The sequence below is a fragment of the Nocardioides sp. P5_E3 genome (genome assembly GCF_054049275.1).
This window is the reverse complement of sequence record NZ_JBFUMR010000052.1, coordinates 1-16497: the sequence shown is the minus strand read 5'-3', so window position 1 is coordinate 16497 and position 16497 is coordinate 1. Positions and strand designations below refer to the sequence as shown.

At 72.8% G+C, this 16497-nt stretch carries 15 protein-coding genes and 1 rRNA gene; 14 read left to right on the top strand and 2 right to left on the bottom strand.

What is annotated here, in order from left to right; all coding sequences use genetic code 11:
* Positions 1–124 precede the first annotated feature (124 nt).
* Positions 125–242, top strand: a 5S ribosomal RNA gene (rrf, locus tag ACXJKB_RS22195).
* A 184-nt stretch (positions 243–426) separates the two neighbouring features.
* Complete coding sequence (locus ACXJKB_RS22190; RefSeq protein ID WP_457192307.1) at positions 427–885, top strand: single-stranded DNA-binding protein; 459 nt, start codon at positions 427–429, stop codon at positions 883–885.
* Here ACXJKB_RS22190 and ACXJKB_RS22185 read toward each other — a convergent pair.
* On the bottom strand, positions 860–1978 hold the full coding sequence (locus ACXJKB_RS22185; RefSeq protein WP_457192305.1) for a DUF1015 family protein: 1119 nt from the start codon (positions 1976–1978) through the stop codon (positions 860–862). The two genes, ACXJKB_RS22190 and ACXJKB_RS22185, sit on opposite strands and share 26 nt — an antisense overlap.
* A 48-nt stretch (positions 1979–2026) precedes the next feature.
* Here ACXJKB_RS22185 and ACXJKB_RS22180 point away from each other — a divergent pair, with 48 nt between their 5' ends.
* The 8 genes from ACXJKB_RS22180 to ACXJKB_RS22145 are packed head-to-tail and all read left to right on the top strand — an operon-like array spanning position 2027 to position 10611.
* Complete coding sequence (locus ACXJKB_RS22180; RefSeq protein ID WP_457192303.1) at positions 2027–3046, top strand: HAD-IIA family hydrolase; 1020 nt, start codon at positions 2027–2029, stop codon at positions 3044–3046.
* A 10-nt stretch (positions 3047–3056) separates the two neighbouring features.
* The gene (locus ACXJKB_RS22175) at positions 3057–3242 is read left to right on the top strand and encodes a hypothetical protein (protein WP_191197359.1); all 186 of its coding nucleotides are present in this window, start codon (positions 3057–3059) and stop codon (positions 3240–3242) included.
* A 6-nt stretch (positions 3243–3248) separates the two neighbouring features.
* Positions 3249–4088, top strand: a complete 840-nt coding sequence (locus ACXJKB_RS22170; protein ID WP_457192301.1) for a TlyA family RNA methyltransferase — start codon at positions 3249–3251, stop codon at positions 4086–4088.
* Positions 4085–5035, top strand: coding sequence for an NAD kinase (locus ACXJKB_RS22165; RefSeq protein ID WP_457192299.1), 951 nt, complete (start codon positions 4085–4087; stop codon positions 5033–5035). The genes ACXJKB_RS22170 and ACXJKB_RS22165 overlap by 4 nt, the downstream gene beginning before the upstream one ends.
* Positions 5028–6800, top strand: a complete 1773-nt coding sequence (gene recN / locus ACXJKB_RS22160; RefSeq protein WP_457192298.1) for a DNA repair protein RecN — start codon at positions 5028–5030, stop codon at positions 6798–6800. The genes ACXJKB_RS22165 and recN overlap by 8 nt, the downstream gene beginning before the upstream one ends.
* A 15-nt stretch (positions 6801–6815) precedes the next feature.
* Entirely contained in the window at positions 6816–8015 is a 1200-nt protein-coding gene (steA, locus tag ACXJKB_RS22155) for a putative cytokinetic ring protein SteA (RefSeq protein ID WP_457192296.1), read from the top strand.
* Positions 8012–8905 carry a copper transporter gene (locus tag ACXJKB_RS22150; protein ID WP_457192294.1) on the top strand — a complete coding sequence of 298 codons (894 nt, stop codon included), beginning with the start codon at positions 8012–8014 and terminating at the stop codon, positions 8903–8905. Before steA ends, ACXJKB_RS22150 begins: the two co-directional genes overlap by 4 nt.
* 11 nt (positions 8906–8916) lie before the next feature.
* Positions 8917–10611 carry a CTP synthase gene (locus ACXJKB_RS22145; RefSeq protein ID WP_457192292.1) on the top strand — a complete coding sequence of 565 codons (1695 nt, stop codon included), beginning with the start codon at positions 8917–8919 and terminating at the stop codon, positions 10609–10611.
* 61 nt (positions 10612–10672) lie between these two features.
* Here ACXJKB_RS22145 and pepN read toward each other — a convergent pair whose 3' ends face one another.
* Positions 10673–13120 carry an aminopeptidase N gene (gene pepN, locus ACXJKB_RS22140; RefSeq protein ID WP_457192290.1) on the bottom strand — a complete coding sequence of 816 codons (2448 nt, stop codon included), beginning with the start codon at positions 13118–13120 and terminating at the stop codon, positions 10673–10675.
* Between the two features lie 58 nt (positions 13121–13178).
* Between pepN and ACXJKB_RS22135 the strand changes: the two genes are divergently transcribed.
* The 4 genes from ACXJKB_RS22135 to ACXJKB_RS22120 all read left to right on the top strand — a co-directional run.
* Positions 13179–13799, top strand: coding sequence for an NUDIX domain-containing protein (locus tag ACXJKB_RS22135; protein WP_457192288.1), 621 nt, complete (start codon positions 13179–13181; stop codon positions 13797–13799).
* A 79-nt stretch (positions 13800–13878) separates the two neighbouring features.
* Entirely contained in the window at positions 13879–14994 is a 1116-nt protein-coding gene (ald, locus tag ACXJKB_RS22130) for an alanine dehydrogenase (protein ID WP_457192286.1), read from the top strand.
* Positions 14991–15923, top strand: a complete 933-nt coding sequence (gene xerD / locus ACXJKB_RS22125) for a site-specific tyrosine recombinase XerD (protein WP_457192284.1) — start codon at positions 14991–14993, stop codon at positions 15921–15923. Before ald ends, xerD begins: the two co-directional genes overlap by 4 nt.
* A 2-nt stretch (positions 15924–15925) precedes the next feature.
* The coding region (locus ACXJKB_RS22120) for an AfsR/SARP family transcriptional regulator (RefSeq protein ID WP_457192282.1) at positions 15926–16497 on the top strand (572 nt) is incomplete at its 3' end.

Sequence of the window (16497 nt, the reverse complement as noted above, 5' to 3'; positions counted from 1 at the left end):
GTACGACCGCGCAAACCAACGAACACACAGACACACACTCTTGTTCGCGTCCACTAAGCAGTTCCCAACCAACAAACCCATCCCAGGGCGACATGCCCCGGGGGTTTGATGAGGTTGAAAGAGTTACGGCGGCCATAGCGAAACGGGAAACACCCGGTCCCATACCGAACCCGGAAGTTAAGCCTTTCAGCGCCGATGGTACTGCAACCGAGAGGTTGTGGGAGAGTAGGACGCCGCCGGACAAACATTGTGGAAGTGGGGTCACCTTCGGGTGGCCCCACTTCTGCATTTCCGGGTGTCGTGACGGGCGAACCTCGCAGCTGGACGTCCACAGGGCGTGCCTGTTGGGCGCTGTCCACAGGGCCGCCACGTCGGGACGGCTGGTTGTCGCACCGACCCGGGACAGTCGTCTCCAGGAGGTGCACTGTGACCACAACGGGCACGACGACTGACACGAAGAAGACAGCGACCCCTCGCAAGGGACGCTCGCGCGGCGGCTCGCCCCGCGAGCGCCGCCCGCAGCCGCCCGCCGACGGTGACGGCGACGGTGCCAACGAGGTGCGGCTCGTCGGCCGGCTCACGAGCGTCCCGGTCGCCGTCGAGCTGCCGAGCGGAGACTCTCTGGTGAGCTTCCGGATCTCGGTGCCGCGGAGCCCCGGCGCGACGAAGACGGTGACCACGACGAGCCAGCGGGTCGACTCGGTCCCGTGCTCCGCCTGGAGCGCCGCACTGCGCCGGCGGATCGCCGGCTGGAGACCCGGCGACACGGTCGAGGTCACCGGCGCCGTCTGCTGCCGGTTCTACCAGGCAGGGGGAGCGACACGGTCGCGGGTCGAGGTGGTGGCCTCGACGGCGCGCATCATCCGTCGTTCACCGGTCGCATGATGACGCCGAGGCTCGGCTTCGGCTGGAACGAGGTCGCCTTCTCCGGCAGGAGCCCCCCGGACTCGACGAGCGCCTTGACCTGCGCGAAGTCGGGACTGGGCAGCAGCACCGCGGGCGCCGCGGGTGAGGTGGCGGTCAGCGCCTCCTCCACCGTGTGGTGGTGCTCGAGGCGGGGCGGCGGCTCGGGCAGCCGGGGGAGGACGTGGTCGTGCAGCCACGACACCGCAGCCTCCCGGTCGAGGCCGTGGGGCGCGACGGCGTACCACGTCTCCCCGTCCGTCAGCACGAGGTGCGTGCTGTCGAGGGCGCCGAGTGCCTGCTGTCGGGATCGCGCGGTCACCTCGGCCCCAGCCGCACGGGTCGCCTCGACGAGCACGTCGAGGCGCACGGTCGGCAGGGTCCGGTGGATGGCGCCGAGGAACAGGGGAGTGTCGGCCTGGTCGACCAGCATCGCGAGCCCGGCGTCCCACGGGGTGCCCGGGTGCTCCTCCTGGAGTCGCAGGTAGGCGGCGTACCGGTGGTGGCCGTCGGCGAGGAGGCACGAGCTGCTGGAGATGAGGTGCCCGATGCGGGCGATCGCCCGCTCGTCCCGCACGGCCCAGAGCCGCTGGCGCTGTCCGGTGCGGTCGAGGTAGCGCCAGTCCGGCTCGGCGGCCGTCACCTCGTCCATCAGGTCGCGGAGCTCCTGGCTGCCGTGGTGCACCAGGAGGATGGGAGCGGGGTTGAGGTCCATCTGCAGCATCCGCTCGGCCAGCTCCCCGGCCTGCTCGGGGTGGATCGCCTCGTGGGGCCAGACCGCGCGGTCGGCCAACGTGTCCGCGCGCTCGGACATGCGGAGGGCACCGACGAGCCCGCGGACCGTGAGGCCGGCGGCGGTGTACTCGTGGAGGTAGAGGGCTGGCCCGCCGTCGGCACGCGCGTCGCCGCGGTCGATCCACTGCGTGAGTCGCTCGGCGACGTCGCGATAGGGTCGCGCCAGTGCTCGCGCGGAGGCGGGGTCGCCCACGCGGGTCGGGGACAGCATCACCGCCCGGAACGGGAGCAGCTCGAGGGGCTTCGCCACGTACGGAGGCACGACGGTGGCGAGGTCCATCGGAGCATCGTAGGGGGACGCTCGTCACAATCCGGAAAGGGGTGGACCATGCTCGAGGAGTCCGAGACTGCCCTCGTGGAGGCCCACGACCTGGTCATGTTCGACCTGGACGGTGTGGTCTACGTCGGGGGCGAGGCGATCGACGGGGTCGCCGCGGCGATCGACCGGGTGCGTGAGTCCGGCCGCCACGTGGCGTTCGTGACCAACAACGCCTCGCGCACCCCTGACCAGGTGGCGGCGAAGCTGACCAAGGTGGGTGTCTCGGCCGAGGCGCACGACGTGGTCACCTCCGCCCAGGCCGCGGCACGGGTCCTGGTCGAGGAGCACGGCGCGGGTGCGCGCGTGCTGATGCTCGGAGGTGAAGGTCTGAAGGTCGCGCTGCTCGAGGCGGGCCTCGAGCCGGTGGACGACCCCGAGGGTGCCGTGGCGGTGGCGAGCGGCTACGGACCCGACGTCCGCTGGCGCGACATCATGCGCGTCTCGACCCTCGTGCGCGACGGCCTGCCCTACGTGGCGAGCAACGCCGACCTGACGATCCCCACTCCCTACGGACTGGCACCCGGCCACGGCGTCCTCGTGCGGACCATCACCGGCTTCGCGGGCGTCGACGCGATCGTGGCCGGCAAGCCCGAGAAGCCGCTGATGGAGGAGACCGTCCTGCGCGTGGGTGGCAACCGGCCGCTCATGGTCGGAGACCGGCTCGACACCGACATCGAGGGCGCCCATGCGATCGATGCGCCCTCGCTGCTGGTGCTCACCGGTGTGACCTGGATCGAGGACCTCGCCTCGGCGCCGCCCCGGCTGCGGCCGACGTACATCTCCCCGACGCTGGCCGGCCTGTTCGAGCCGCAGCCCGTGCCGTCGGTCACCGACGCGACGGTCGAGCTCGGCGGCTGGACCGCGAGCGTCGCGGACGGTCGGCTGACCATCGAGGGGGAGGGCGACGACGCCGACTGGTGGCGCGTTGCGGCCACGGCGTGCTGGCGCCACCTGGACGAGTCGGGCAGCGCGGCCGACGTCTCCGACACGACGCCTCCCGGACCGGTCCGACAGCTCGGCGCCGAGTAGGCTCGCGGCCATGAGCGAGCTGCCCGACCACGAGCCGACCGGCGTCGAGTCGGTCGACCGCGTGCTGGCGGAGGTGGCGGCGCTGGCCGACGCACCGGTGGCCGAGCACGTCGCGGTGTTCGAGCGCGCCCACGAGCAGCTGCGTCGCGCCCTCGACGCCCGGCCCGACGCGTCCGGCGACCCCCGGGGCGTCTGAACACCTGTGCCGCCCAGACGTCTACGACTGGACCAGGAGCTCGTCCGGCGCGGCCTGGCCCGTTCGCGCGACCACGCCAGCGAGCTGGTCGCCGCCGGCCGGGTGACCGTCTCGGGCGCGCGCGCCACGAAGCCGGCGACCGGTGTCACGACCGACGTCGCGATCGTGGTCAAGGACGACCCCACGTCCGTCGACTACGTCTCCCGGGGCGGGCACAAGCTGGCCGGGGCCCTCAAGGCGTTCGCCGAGCACGGCCTCACCGTCGGCGGCAAGCGCTGCCTGGACGCCGGTGCGTCCACCGGCGGCTTCACCGACGTGCTCCTGCGGGCCGGGGCGCGGGAGGTCGTGGCGGTGGACGTCGGCTACGGACAGCTGGCCTGGTCGCTGCAGAGCGACGAGCGGGTGCAGGTGCACGACCGCACCAACATCCGCGAGCTCACCCTCGACATCGTCGGCGACCCCGTCGACCTGGTGGTGGGCGACCTGTCCTTCATCTCTCTCGCCCTGGTGCTCGACCCGCTGCTGTCCGTCACCCGCGAGGACGGCGCGCTGGCGCTGATGGTGAAGCCGCAGTTCGAAGTCGGCAAGGAGCGCGTCGGCAAGGGTGGGGTGGTCCGTGACCTCGCGCTGCGGTCCGAGGCGGTCACCACGATCGCTGACCTCGCCGCCGAGCGCGGCTGGGGTGCGGTGGCCGTCACGGTGAGCCCGCTCCCCGGACCCTCAGGCAACGTCGAGTTCTTCCTCCTGCTGCGTCGCGGTCCGGCCTCGATCGGTGCGGACGCGATCCGCGCCGAGGTCGAGCGCGCCGGGTCGATGGGGGTGGCGGGTGAGAGGGTGGACCCGTGAGCACCCACAGTCCCCAGCGCCGAGTCCTGGTGCTCGCCCACACCGGCCGGGCCGAGGCGCGGGACGTGGCTCGGGCCTGCGTCCAGAGCCTGACCGCCCACGGCATCGCCGTACGACTGCTCGCGGACGAGGCTGCCGACCTGGGCCTGGCCGACGTCGACGGCCTCGTCGAGACGACCCGTCCCGACGACGTGCCAGGTGAGGGCTGCGAGCTGGTGCTGGTCATCGGCGGCGACGGCTCGATCCTCCGCGCGGCCGAGCTGACCCATGCGACGAGCACCCCGCTGCTGGGGGTCAACCTCGGCCACGTGGGATTCCTCGCCGAGGCGGAGCAGGAGGACGTCGAGTCCACGATCGCCGCCATCGTCGCCCGGGACTACACCGCCGAGGACCGGCTCACCCTCGACGTCTGCGTGCTGGTGGGCAAGGAGGTGCGGTTCTCCACCTTCGCCCTCAACGAGGCGAGCGTCGAGAAGGCCGCGCGCGAGCGCATGCTCGAGGTCGTCGTCGAGGTCGACGGGCGCCCGCTGTCGCGGTGGGGCTGCGACGGCGTCGTCTGCGCCACCCCGACGGGATCGACCGCCTACAACTTCAGCGCGGGCGGCCCGGTGGTGTGGCCCGAGGTCGAGGCCCTGCTGATGGTCCCGCTGAGCGCCCACGCGCTGTTCGCCCGACCGATGGTGGTGGCGCCCACGTCGGTGCTCGCCGTCGAGGTGCTGTCCAACACCGAGGGCTCCGGCGTGCTGTGGTGCGACGGTCGCCGCACGGTCGACCTGCCCCCGGGCGCCCGCATCGAGGTGCGCCGTGGTGCCCGTCCGGTGCGTCTCGTCCGGCTGCAGCACGCGTCGTTCACCGACCGGCTGGTGGCCAAGTTCGACCTGCCGGTCGAGGGGTGGCGTGGCGCCGCCGAGCGCCGGCGCCGCGACAACGGGGACGCCGATGCTTGAGGAGCTGCGGATCAGTGAGCTCGGGGTCATCGAGTCCTCGACGCTCGAGCTCGGGCCCGGCCTGACCGTCATCACGGGCGAGACAGGCGCCGGCAAGACGATGGTCGTGACCGCGCTCGGTCTGCTGCTCGGCGGCCGGGCCGACCCGGGAGCCGTGCGCTCGGGCGCCAAGCAGGCCCGCGTCGAGGGGGTCGTCGCCGTCAGCGACCTCGACGGCTTCCGTACGGCCGTGGAGGACGCCGGCGGTGAGGTGGAGGAGGACCAGGTCGTCCTCGCCCGCAACGTCGCCGCGCAGGGGCGCTCGCGGGCCTGGGTCGGCGGCGCGTCGGTGCCGGTGGCGACCCTGGCCGAGGTCGCCGAGCCCCTCGTGGCCGTGCACGGCCAGTCCGACCAGCACCGGCTGCTCCGGTCCGGTGCCCAGCGTGCCTCGCTCGACCGGTTCGGCGGCGAGACGCTGGCCGCGACCGCGTCGTCGTACGCCGCCCTGTGGGCCGAGCTGGTCGTGACCGAGCGGACGCTCGCCGAGGTGGTCGGCTCGGCTCGCGAGCGCGCGCGGGAGGCCGACCAGCTGCGGTTCGGCCTCGGGGAGGTCGAGGCGGTCGACGCGCACCCCGGGGAGGACGCCGAGCTCGCCGCCGAGGAGACGCGCCTGGGGTTCGCCGACACGCTGCGCACCGCGGCCGAGACGGCTCGCGAGGCGCTCTCCAGCGAGGAGGGCGCACCCGACTCCCTGGCCACGACCAGCGCGGCACGGCGGGCGCTCGACGGCGTCCGCGACCACGACCCCGCGGCGGGGGAGCTCGCCGACCGGCTCGCCGAGCTGAGCCACCTGCTCGTCGACCTCGCCGGTGACGTCGCGTCCTACGCCGCCTCCCTCGAGACCGACCCGGGCCGTCTCGCGGCCGTCTCGGAGCGACGGGCGGCGCTGACGGCGCTCACCCGCAAGTACGGCGAGACGATCGACGAGGTGCTCGCGTGGGCCGAGGACGGCGCGAAGCGGCTCCTGGACCTCGAGGGCACCGACGGGCAGATCACCGAGCTGGAGTCCCGACGCGATCGCATCCGCACCGAGCTCGGCGACCTCGCCGGCACCCTCAGCGCCCAGCGTCACGACGCTGCCCAACGGCTCGGCGAGGCGGTGAGCGATGAGCTCACCTCGCTGGCCATGCCGCACGCCACGGTCACCATCGCGATCACCCAGCAGGACACGCCCGCGCCGGAGACCCCGGCCGGACCACAGCTGCTGGTCGACGGCCGCTGGGTGCGCGCCGGTGCGCACGGCATCGACGACGTCGAGTTCCTGCTCGCCGCCAACACGGGCGCTGACGCCCGCCCCCTGCACAAGGGCGCGTCCGGCGGTGAGCTCTCCCGCGTGATGCTCGCCCTCGAGGTCTCCCTGGCCGAGACCGGGTCCGTCCCGACGTTCGTGTTCGACGAGGTCGACGCCGGCGTCGGCGGCAAGGCCGCCATCGAGGTCGGGCGCCGCCTCGCCGCCCTGGCACGCACGTCGCAGGTGCTGGTCGTGACCCACCTGCCGCAGGTCGCGGCCTACGCCGACCGCCACGTGGTCGTCCACAAGTCCAGCGACGGCACGGTCACGACCTCGGGACTCGTATCCTTGACCGACGACGACCGCGAGCGCGAGCTGTCGCGGATGCTCGCCGGCGTCGAGGACTCCGACAGTGCGCGCGCGCACGCCCGGGAGCTGCTGGAGGCCGCCGCGCCCGAGCGGGCGTGCCTCCCCGAGAGGCCTGCCCGCGGCTGACACCATGGCGGGGTCATGAAGTTCGCAGTCCGCTCCCGCCAAGCCCCCGCCCTCCCCGGTGTGCACGGTCCCGCCCGGGTCCACCGCCGTACGGCCAGCGTCCTCGGCCGCCTGCACGCAGGGGACGTCGCCGTCCTCGACCACCTCGACATGGACCGCGCCAGCGCCCAGGCGCTCGTCGACGCCGGTGTCGTGGCCGTGGTCAACGCCAGCCCGATGATCTCGGGCCGCTACCCGAACATGGGTCCGCAGCTGCTCGTCGAGGCCGGGCTCACGGTCGTCGACAGCGTCGGTCCGGAGATCTTCGACCGGGTCCGCGACGGGGCCGCCCTCCGGGTCGACGGGGACGCGGTGCACGCCGGCGGCACCCAGGTCGCCGAGGGCCGCGAGCTGACCGTCGACCTCGTCGCCTCCGAGATGGACGGCGCCCGCACCGGCCTCTCCGCGCAGCTCGAGAGCTTCACCCACAACAGCACCGAGTTCCTCCGCCGCGAGCAGGACCTCCTGCTCCACGGCCACGGGGTGCCACGGACCGCCACCGAGATGGCCGGTCGCCCCGTCGTGGTGGCCGTGCGCTCCCACGGGTGGGAGCAGGAGCTGCGCGGCATCAAGCCCTTCGTGCGTGAGCAGCGCCCCGTCCTGGTCGGGGTCGACCGCGGTGCGGACGCCCTGGCGAGCGCCGGGCACCGACCGGACGTCATCGTGGTGACCGGCGGCTCCGACGACCTGCCCGCGGCCGCCGTCCTGCGCCGGGCCCGCGACGTGGTCGTCCTCGTCGAGCGTGGCGCTCCGCGCAGCGCGACCGAGCCGTTCGAGCGGCTCGGCATCCGCCCGCTGCGCTTCGAGACCTCCGCCACGACCGAGGACGCCGCCCTGCTGCTCGCCTCGGCGCACGAGGCCTCGCTGATCGTCGGCGTGGGCATGCACGCCACCCTCGCCGAGTTCCTCGACCGGCGCCGCAGCGGCCTGGCCAGCACGTTCCTGACCCGCCTCAAGCTCGGGCCCGACCTCGTGGACGCGGCGGCCCTGCCGCGGCTCTACGACGGTGCGGTCCGGCCCCGTCACCTCGTCGGCGCCCTGGTCGCCGGGGTGCTCGCCCTCGCAGCGGCCGTCAGCGTCACCCCGGTCGGCCAGCAGTGGGTCGACGAGGTCTCGCCGTCCGTCACCAGCACCACGTCAGACCTGATCGACAACGTCCGAGGAATTCTTCCGTGATCACCCTGCGCCACCACCTGCTCACCATCGTCGCCGTCTTCCTCGCCCTCGCGGCGGGGATCGTCCTCGGCGGGGGCCCGCTCTCCGACGTCGGCCCCACCGCCGCGACCTCGTCCGGGGAGGCGGACACCGCCCCTGCGGCGGACCGGGCGCAGACCGACTACACCGAGAGCGTCGTGTCCGCGCTGGGGCCGGCCACGGTCAGCGGTCGCCTTGCTGAGCGATCGGTCGCCGTGGTGACCGTGCCGGGCGCCGACGAGCAGGTCGTCACCGCGCTCACCGAGCAGGTGACCGCCGCCGGCGGCACGGTCAGCGCACGCTACGACCTGTCCGCGGACATCGTCGACCCCGGCCAGAAGTCGCTGGTCGACACGCTGGGCAGCCAGCTGCTGACCCAGCAGGCCGAGGGCGACGTCGCCGCCGAGGCGTCGACGTACGACCGGATCGGACAGCTGCTCGGCCTCGCGATCGCGACCAAGGAGGCCGCGGGCCAGGACGTCAACGGCAAGGCCCGTGCCATCGTCGACGCCGTCAGCGGCGCCGGCCTGATGGCCAAGCCCGGCGAGGTCGCGCAGCGCTCGCCGCTCGTGCTGGTCGTGCTGGGCACGGACGCCGGTGACGAGGGCTCCGACGCGATCCTCGCCGGGCTCGCCCAGGGACTCGCCGTCCAGGCAGGCGGCGTGGTCGTGGCGGGCGCCACCTCCGACGGCGGGGAGGGCCAGCTCGGCCGGCTCCGCGCGGACCCGGTCTCAGCCGCCGTGGCGACGCTCGACGGAGTCGACACGGCCGCCGGCCGGGTCGCGACGATCCTCACCCTCCAGCGCTCGCTGACGACTCCGGGTGGGGCGTTCGGTGCGTCGGGTGCGGACGGACCCGTCCCCCTCGGGTAGGGTAAAAGCCCGTGAAGAGCCGCACGCCGACCAAGCACGTATTCGTCACCGGAGGCGTCGCCTCCTCCCTCGGCAAGGGGCTCACCGCCTCGAGCCTGGGCAACCTGCTGAAGGCGCGCGGACTGCGCGTCACGATGCAGAAGCTGGATCCCTACCTCAACGTGGATCCCGGCACGATGAACCCGTTCCAGCACGGTGAGGTCTTCGTGACCAACGACGGTGCCGAGACCGACCTCGACATCGGTCACTACGAGCGGTTCCTCGACACCGATCTCAACCAGATCGCAAACGTCACGACCGGTCAGGTCTACTCGACGGTCATCGCCAAGGAGCGCCGCGGCGACTACCTCGGCGACACCGTGCAGGTCATCCCGCACATCACCAACGAGATCAAGGACCGCATCCTCGCGATGGGCGGCCCGGACATCGACGTGGTCATCACCGAGGTCGGCGGCACCGTCGGCGACATCGAGTCGCTGCCGTTCCTCGAGGCCGCCCGCCAGACCCGGCACGAGATCGGGCGCGACAACTGCTTCTTCATCCACGTGTCCCTGGTGCCCTACATCGGTCCGTCCGGCGAGCTGAAGACCAAGCCCACCCAGCACTCGGTCGCCGCCCTGCGCTCCATCGGCATCCAGCCCGACGCGATCGTGTGCCGCTCCGACCGCGACCTGCCCGAGGGCATCAAGCGCAAGATCGCCCTCATGTGCGACGTGGACGACGAGGCCGTCGTGACGTGCGCCGACGCGCCGTCGATCTACGACATCCCGAAGGTGCTGCACCGCGAGGGCCTCGACGCCTACGTCGTACGCCGCCTCGACCTGCCGTTCCGCGACGTCAACTGGACCGACTGGGACGACCTGCTGCGCCGGGTGCACCACCCCTCCGAGGAGGTCACGGTCGCGCTCGTCGGCAAGTACATCGACCTGCCCGACGCCTACCTCTCCGTCAGCGAGGCGCTGCGTGCCGGCGGCTTCGCCCACGACGCCAAGGTGCACATCCGGTGGGTCGCCTCCGACGAGTGCCAGACCGAGGCCGGTGCGGCCAAGCACCTCGCCGACGTCGACGCGGTGCTCGTGCCTGGCGGCTTCGGTGTGCGCGGCATCGAGGGCAAGCTCGGTGCGCTGAACTACACCCGCACCCACGGCATCCCGACGCTCGGGCTGTGCCTGGGCCTGCAGTGCATGGTGATCGAGTACGCCCGCAACGTGGCGGGGCTGACCAAGGCGGGGTCGACGGAGTTCGACCCCGACACCGTCGAGCCGGTCATCTCCACCATCGAGGAGCAGAAGAAGTACGTCGAGGGCGCCGGCGACCTCGGCGGCACCATGCGGCTCGGCCTGCAGAAGGCCGACCTCGCGGAGGGCAGCGTGGTGCGGGCGGCGTACGGCTCAGGCACCGTCGAGGAGCGGCACCGCCACCGCTACGAGTTCAACGACGCCTACCGCGAGCCCCTCGCCGCGGCGGGCCTGGTGTTCTCGGGCGTGAACCCCGAGCTCGGGCTGGTGGAGTTCGTCGAGCTGCCCGCCGACGTGCACCCCTACTACGTCGCCACGCAGGCGCACCCCGAGCTGCGCTCGCGTCCCACCCGGCCGCACCCGCTGTTCGCCGGCCTGGTCGGCGCGGCCATCGAGCGGCAGCGCTCCGAGCGCTTCCCGCTCGACGAGTCGGGCCTGCGCCGCAAGGACGAGGGCACCGAGGACTGACGCCCCGCGGGGACGTGATCCCCGGCTGACCGGGGATCGCTGAAGCGCAGCAGGTCGGACGTCAGAGGCGGCGGGCCTGCAGGACCCGGCCGAGGACGAACGAGTTCGCGCGGAGCTGGTTGCGGGCGTAGGCCATCAGGCTGGTGTCGTCGGCCGCGGCCTCGGCGGCGGCGAGGAACGACTCGTCGCCCGCACCGAGGGGGTACATCGCGCGGATGGTGAGCCCCTGGTTGAGGAGCCCGCCCTTGAGCGTGTGCAGCTCCTCGAGGTAGCGGTGCGTGAACGGCGCCAGGAGCTCGGCCTGGCCGGGACGCCAGAACGTCGAGCCCAGCACGAGGGTCTCCCGGCTGGCCGGCACGGCGTAGTCGACGAAGAACGCCCGCCACACCTCCTCCTTGGCCTCGACGTCGGGACGGGCGGCGAGCACCCCGAGGCGGCGCATGCCGGCGTCCGGGTCGGGGTCGGACTCGAGCAGACGGCGTACGACGTCCTCGTCGTAGTCGCCGAGCTCGGCGCGGCGCACGGCCATCCGCCAGGCCAGGTCGAGGTCGGTCGCCCGGTCGGCGGCCGCCTGCAGGACCGACCAGTGCTCGTCGGTCGAGGCTGACGCCGCGAGCGTGCGCAGGGCCGCCTGGCGGGCGTCGGGCACGTCGACGAGCCCGATCACGGCGTCGGCCAGCGCGGCCAGCAGGCCGGGGGACTCGTCGGCCGGCGCCCACCGGTCGGCGACCAGGAGCGCCTGGCTCAGGAAGGGCTCCACGAGCGCCGGGCTGGTCTCCGTCGAGAGGGCGCGGGTGAGCGCGCTCGACACGTCGCGAGGGGCGACGTCGCCGAGCAGCAGCAGCTGGCCGGCGGTGGCAGCCACGAGCGCCCGGTCGAGCGGGTCGTCGAGCTGCTGGACGCGCTCGAGCATCAGTCGCAACGAGGTCGGGTCCGGCTTGACGGCGGCGAACGTGTAGTCGCCGGCGTTGACCAGGCGGAGGTCGCCCTCGGGCAGGTCGATCGGCGTGCGCGGACCGGTCACCTCGTGCGAGGAGCGGCCGACCGGGACGAGGGAGTCGCCCGAGGCGTCGAAGACGGCCACGTCGAGGCGGTGCGGGCGGGGCTCCTGGTCGTCGGTCGTCTCCACGACGAGCTCGCCTGCGACGAGCGAGATCACGTCGGTGCCGGCCTCGTCGAGCCACGCCTTGGTCCAGGCAGACAGGTCGCGACCCGAGGCCCGCGAGTAGCAGTCCATCAGGTCGTCGAGGCGGGTGTTGGAGAAGGCGTAGCGGCTGAAGTAGTCACGCAGGCCCTCGACGAACGCGTCCTCGCCGATGTAAGCGACGAGCTGGTGCAGCACGCTCTGGCCCTTGACGTAGGTGATGGCGTCGAAGTTGGACATCGCCGACGACACGTCGGGCACGTCGCTGCGGATGGGGTGGCGAGCCGGGCTCATGTCCATCTCGTAGGCGGTGCGCTTGAAGGCGGCGAGGAAGGTGGCCCACTGCTCGGTGAACTCGCTCGCCCCCGCCATGCCCCAGTTGGCCGCCCAGGAGGCGAACGCCTCGTTGAGCCAGAGGTCGTCCCACCACTGCATCGTCACGAGGTCGCCGAACCACATGTGCGCCATCTCGTGGAAGATGAACTCCGCGCGGACGGCGCGCTGCGCGTGGGTCGGGGGAGTGCGGAAGAGCTGGCCGTCGCCGTAGGTGACGCAGCCCCAGTTCTCCATCGCGCCGCCGAGGTTCGGCACGAAGACCTGGTCGTAGCGCTCCTGCGGGAACGGGTAGCCGAACCGCTCGCCGAAGAACGCGAGGCCCTGCCGCGTGAGGGTGACCATCTCGTCGAGGTCACGCTCGAGGATCGGCACGAGCGACTGACGGCAGTAGAAGCCCAGGTCGGAGCCGTCGTGCTGCTGCCGCACCTCGTGGAACGGGCCGGCGTTGACCACCACGACGTACGTCGACAGGCGGGGCGTGTCGGGGAAGGTCCACACCCGCGCGTCGTCGGTCTCCGCGTCCTCGACCGACTCGGGCGCACCGTTGGAGGTGACGAGCCACGACGACGGCGCGGTCACGACGAAGCGGTGGGGTGCCTTGAGGTCGGGCTGGTCGAAGCAGGCCCACACGCGGCGGGCCTCGTCGGGCTCGAGGCTGGTCCAGACGTAGACCAGCTTGTCGGTCGGGTCGACCGTGCGCAGGATGCCCTCGCCGGTGGCGGTGTTGGTGGTGCTCGCCTCGACGACCAGGACGTTGTCGGCCGCGAGCGCGGGGAGCGGCAGGCGACCGTCGGCCGCGGCGGAGACGTCGACGTCCGCACCGTTGAGGGTCGCGCGGACCACGTCCATCGCGACGTCCACGAAGGTGGTCGCGCCGGGCTCGGAGCACGTGAACGCGATGGTGCTGGTGGAGCGCCACACCTCGCCCTCGAGCAGGCCGGTCGTGTCCACGTCGATGTCGTAGCGCAGGACCTCGAGGAGGTCCGACCGGGTCTTCGCTTCGTGCTTGGTGAGGGTCGACAACGTCATGCAGCCGAACCTAACTCACCCTGTCCACCCGCATGTGCCTCTGGGCTAGCGTCGAGCCATGACCGACCCGAGCACCCACGACCGCCAGGACGAGCTCGCCGACCGGCCGATGGCGTGGCCCGTCGTGTCCAGCCAGGACCTGCACCGCGACGACTGGGTGGTCGCGCTGCGCGAGGACCGGATCACGCGGCCCGGGCACTCGGAGGAGTTCAGCCGGCTCAGCCTGGAGCACCCCGGCGCGGTCGTCGTGCTCGCGGTCGACGACGACGAGCGGGTGATGTGCCTGCGGCAGTACCGCCACACCAGCGGGCACGAGTTCGTCGAGCTCCCCGCCGGCCTGCGGGACGCGGGCGACGAGCCGGCCGTCGAGACGGCGAGGCGCGAGCTGCGCGAGGAGGTCGAGCTCGACGCCGCCGACTGGCGGCTGCTGCTGAGCACCTTCTCCAGCGCGGGGATCAGCGACGAGGTGCACGAGATCTTCCTGGCGCGCGGGCTGACCCACGCGCCGCGGGGGGACTTCGAGATGGAGCACGAGGAGGCCGAGATGGAGCGGTTCTGGGTGCCCATGGCCGACCTGCTCGAGGCCGTCCTCGAGGGGCGGGTGCGGCAGGGGCCGCTGGCGCAGGCGGTACTGGCGTACGACGTGCTCAAGCGCCGCGGGGCCCTCGACGCCCCGTAGGGGCCTCCCGGGAGTAGTCTCGCCCTCGCTGTGAGGCGGGCCACACCGTGGTGGCCCCCGAGTCCCTGAGGAGCAAGGCATGAAGGTCGGCGTACCCAAGGAAGTCAAGAACCGCGAGTACCGCGTGGCCCTGACCCCGATCGGCGTGCACGAGCTCGTCCAGCACGGTCACGAGGTCGTGGTGCAGAAGACCGCCGGCGAGGGATCGCAGATCCCCGACGAGGAGTACGTCGCCGCGGGCGCCACGATGCTCGACACCGCCGACGACGTGTGGGGCACCGCCGACATGGTCCTCAAGGTCAAGGAGCCCGTCGCCGAGGAGTACGAGCGGATGCGGGAGGGCCAGACCCTCTTCACCTACCTCCACCTCGCCGCCGACAAGCCGCTGACCGAGGAGCTGATTGCCCGGAAGGTCACCGCCATCGCCTACGAGACGGTCCAGCTGCCCTCGGGCGGGCTGCCGCTGCTCTACCCGATGTCGGAGGTCGCCGGCTGCCTCGCACCGCAGGTCGGCGCGCACTCCCTGCTCAAGGCCAACGGCGGCCGTGGCGTCCTCATGGGTGGTGTCGGCGGCGTGGCCAACGCCAAGGTCGTCATCATCGGCGCGGGCGTCTCGGGCCAGAACGCCGCCAACATCGCGCTCGGCATGGGCGCCGACGTGACGCTCCTCGACACCGACCTCGACAAGCTGCGGATGTCGTTCTGGCGCTACAACAACCGGGTCCACGGCCTCGCCTCGTCCAAGCTCGCCATCGAGCAGCAGGTGATGGAGGCCGACATGGTGATCGGTGCCGTCCTCATCCCGGGCGCCGCGGCGCCCAAGCTGGTGAGCAACGACCTCGTCTCGCGGATGAAGCCCGGCTCGGTCCTGGTGGACATCGCGATCGACCAGGGCGGCTGCTTCGAGGACTCCCACGCCACGACGCACGACGACCCGACCTACGAGGTTCACGACTCGGTGTTCTACTGCGTGGCCAACATGCCCGGCGCGGTGCCGAACACCTCGACGTACGCCCTCACCAACGCGACGCTGCCCTACGCCGTGGCCCTCGCCGACAAGGGCTGGCAGCAGGCGCTGCGCGACGACAGGAGCCTGGCCCTCGGCCTCAACACCCACGCCGGCGAGCTCACCAACGCGCCGGTCGGCGAAGCCGTGGGCATCGAGTCGGTGGAACTCGATACCGTCCTCGGGTGAGCTCTGGGGCGAGGCTGGACCGCGCGGTCCGCACCTACCTCGACCACTTGGCGGTCGAGCGCGGGCTGGCGGTCAACACGCTGAGCTCCTACCGGCGTGACCTGGCCCGCTACGACGAGTTCCTGACCGGGCAGGGCATCGACGACCTGGACGCGATCACCGAGGCGACGGTGGCCGCGTTCCTGGTCAGCCTGCGTGAGGGGAGCGAGGCCCATCCACCGCTGAGCGCGACGTCGGCGGCGCGGACGGTCGTGGCCGTGCGCGGCTTCCACAAGTTCGCCGTCTCCGACGGCCTGGCGACGGCCGACCCGGCGGCCGCGGTCAAGCCGCCCACGCCCGCGAAGCGGCTGCCCAAGGCGCTGCCGCTGTCCGACGTCGAGGCGATCCTCGAGGCGGCGGGCGCTCCCGACACGGTCCTCGCGCTGCGCGACCGGGCCCTGCTCGAGCTGCTCTACGGCACCGGGGCGCGCATCTCCGAGGCGGTCGGGCTCGACGTCGACGACCTCGACCAGGTCGACGGCACGGTGCTGCTGCGCGGCAAGGGCGGCAAGGAGCGGCTGGTGCCGGTCGGCGGCTACGCCCGCGATGCCGTGGCCGCCTACCTCACGCGTGCACGGCCCGAGCTGGTCGGCGCCGGCAAGGGCGGCCCGGCGATGTTCCTCAACTCTCGCGGTGGCCGGTTGTCGCGGCAGAGCGCGTGGGCGGTGCTGGTCAAGGCCGCTGATCGTGCCGGGGTGACCGCGTCGGTCTCCCCGCACACGCTGCGGCACTCGTTCGCCACCCACCTGCTCGACGGAGGCGCCGACGTGCGCGTCGTCCAGGAGCTCCTCGGGCACGCATCCGTCACGACCACGCAGGTCTACACCCTCGTCACGGTCGACAACCTGCGCGAGGTGTTCGCCACCGCCCACCCCCGGGCCCGGGAGTAGTCGTGCTGCGTCTGCTCGACGGGGTCTCGTGGGCTGGCGTGCCGCTGCCCGGCGAGCGGGTGGGGGCGCTGCTCGCGGTGCTGGTCGCCGAGCCGGCGGGGGTGAGCGACGGTCGGCTCGTGCAGGAGATCTGGCCCGACGCGGAGCCCGTGCACCCGGCCAAGGCGCTGCAGGTGCTGGTGTCCCGCACCCGCACGGCCACGGCGCCGGACGCCGTCCAGCGGGTCGAGGGCGGGTACCGGCTCGGCCTGGCCGACGAGGACGTCGATGCCCGCCTCCAAGCGGCCCACCTCGCGGCCGCACGCGCTGCGCTTGCCTCCGGCGAGGCCACCGAGGCCTTCCGCCTCGCGTCATCGGCGGCGGCGATGGAGGTGGGCGTCCCCGGGGCCGGACCGCTCGGCGACCTGCGGCACGCCGCGGACCAGCGACGTACGACCGCGCGGGAGGTCGCGGCGCTGGCCGCCGCCCGGCTGGGCCGGCACGCCGAGGCGCTCGACGACCTGGCGGCCGCACACGAGCGGCGCCCCGACGACGGCGAGGTTCTCCTCGCGCTGCTGCGCGCCGAGGCCGCGAC

Excerpts from the sequence above, each read along its gene's own strand:
- ACXJKB_RS22185 (WP_457192305.1), bottom strand. The coding sequence starts at position 1,978 with ATGGACCTCGCCACCGTCGTGCCTCCGTACGTGGCGAAGCCCCTCGAG.
- ACXJKB_RS22180 (WP_457192303.1), top strand. The coding sequence starts at position 2,027 with ATGCTCGAGGAGTCCGAGACTGCCCTCGTGGAGGCCCACGACCTGGTC.
- ACXJKB_RS22175 (WP_191197359.1), top strand. The coding sequence starts at position 3,057 with ATGAGCGAGCTGCCCGACCACGAGCCGACCGGCGTCGAGTCGGTCGAC.
- recN (WP_457192298.1), top strand. The coding sequence starts at position 5,028 with ATGCTTGAGGAGCTGCGGATCAGTGAGCTCGGGGTCATCGAGTCCTCG.
- steA (WP_457192296.1), top strand. The coding sequence starts at position 6,816 with ATGAAGTTCGCAGTCCGCTCCCGCCAAGCCCCCGCCCTCCCCGGTGTG.
- pepN (WP_457192290.1), bottom strand. The coding sequence starts at position 13,120 with ATGACGTTGTCGACCCTCACCAAGCACGAAGCGAAGACCCGGTCGGAC.
- ACXJKB_RS22135 (WP_457192288.1), top strand. The coding sequence starts at position 13,179 with ATGACCGACCCGAGCACCCACGACCGCCAGGACGAGCTCGCCGACCGG.
- ald (WP_457192286.1), top strand. The coding sequence starts at position 13,879 with ATGAAGGTCGGCGTACCCAAGGAAGTCAAGAACCGCGAGTACCGCGTG.